We start from the raw sequence: 1,564 nt of genomic DNA, 5'->3' as shown, positions 1-1,564 counted from the left end.
CCTGTCAGCTCCTCAGGAAATGATCGATCTGCTCGGACAGCATGCCGTATTCGCGCGAGCCCTTGCCGGTCCGCTTTTCGATTTCCTGGAGCTGCTGCTGCGCGCCGGCGAGATCGCCGATCTGCAGATGCGCTTCGCCGAGATATTCCCGCACCAACGTGTAGTTCGGGTCGATCCTCAGCGCTTCCTCGTAGTAGCCTAGGCCGACCGTGACACGGCCCGAATGGCGGTGCGAATAGCCGAGATAGTTGAGGATGCGCGGATCCTGCTTGTTGGCGGCGAGCGTCAGCACCGAGATCGCCTCGTCATAGCGCCCCGCCATCGCCAGATCGTGTCCCGCCTCATAGATGCTGTCGTCATCCAGCATGCCATATTGCGGCTTCACGCATTTGTTCTTTTTCTTGTCCCAAACTTCGCCCTTCTTGCAGGTGGTGGTCGTCTGACCACTGCTGCTGCCGCCTTCACCAGCTGCAAAAGCCGGAGCAACGAACAGCGGCAGCGCCGCGATAGCCATGACCTGAACAAGCAAACGTCTGCGCATCGAAGCCTCCATGAGCGTGACAATGGCAGATTAACGCCGCTCTGGCGCGGTTTCATCCCGAAATGCGAGCGGCTGCCGAACTATTTTTGATGGCCGGAAAGAAGCATTTACCTGCGGACGTGACGCGCGCTTTAATTCCGCTATCATCGCAGCCAAGCGCATCACGTGGAGAAGGGCCGTGCAGCAGCGCCTCGAAAAGGAGTGGGAACTTTCGATCGATCCGGACACGGTGCGCCTGTTCATCCTCAAGGCGAAGGCGCTGAGCGCCGCCATCAACGAGGACTATGACGACGGGGCCGAGCACGAGGTCGAGTTCGACGGCGGCACGCATGCCAGCCACCACCATGACGGCCTTGTCGAGGAAGCCTCGGAAAACCTCACCGAGGAGGAATTCCGCGAGCTGATCAACGATCTCAACATCGACGAAGCGGCCGAGCTGATCGCGCTCGCCTGGGTCGGGCGCGGCGACTATGACGCATCCGAATGGGCGGATGCCGTGGCCGCCGCCAGGGAGCGTCCCAGGAAGCGCACGGCCAAATATCTGCTCGGCCTGCCGATGCTTGCCGACTGGCTGGAGGCAGGCCTTGAAGCCATCGGCGCGTAACGCGCCGGTAACCGATTGTGATCGGCAAGGCATCTGGTGCAAGCAACTTCGCGCTACGATTGCCGTTTCGGGGCGATGGCAACGCTGAGCCTTTCACGACTTTGCAGACTGGCGCTGCCTGTGGCGGCCGCGATCCTGCTCGTTAACCCGGCCTCTGCCAAACATCATCATCGGCACAAAAGGCACGTGCCGCCGGCCAGCCAGAGCGCCGCTCCGGCTCCTGAAACGCCGCCGGCGACACCGGTTCCGGGGCCGCGTCCCCAGGATATGGAGAACGGCACCGATAAGTCCGGGCAAGACAAAAGCCGCCTCGACAGCAATGACGACTTCCTCAACCAGGAGAAGTCGCATCCGAAATGGGACGCCCGCCCGCCGCGTTCGAAGGGCGCTCAATCAGGGCCGCGGACGGAATCCGAGCC

2 protein-coding genes and 1 pseudogene are annotated in these 1,564 nt (G+C 62.0%); 2 read left to right on the top strand and 1 reads right to left on the bottom strand.

Going from position 1 to position 1,564, the window contains the following annotated elements:
- Positions 1-4 precede the first annotated feature (4 nt).
- Positions 5-541: a tetratricopeptide repeat protein gene (locus tag EOD07_RS33895; protein ID WP_040990365.1), complete on the bottom strand. Its 537-nt coding sequence runs from the start codon at positions 539-541 to the stop codon at positions 5-7.
- Positions 542-719: 178 nt separating this feature from the next.
- Here EOD07_RS33895 and EOD07_RS33890 point away from each other — a divergent pair, with 178 nt between their 5' ends.
- Positions 720-1,145 (top strand): DUF3775 domain-containing protein, encoded by a 426-nt coding sequence (locus tag EOD07_RS33890; RefSeq protein ID WP_127238309.1) that lies wholly within the window; start codon positions 720-722, stop codon positions 1,143-1,145.
- Between the two features lie 75 nt (positions 1,146-1,220).
- Positions 1,221-1,564 (top strand): annotated as a pseudogene (locus EOD07_RS38270) (hypothetical protein); the annotation flags it as partial.

It is taken from the genome of Mesorhizobium sp. M2C.T.Ca.TU.002.02.1.1 (genome assembly GCF_003997225.1).
The sequence above is the reverse complement of the archived record's forward strand: the minus strand, read 5'-3'. Positions and strand labels throughout refer to the sequence as shown.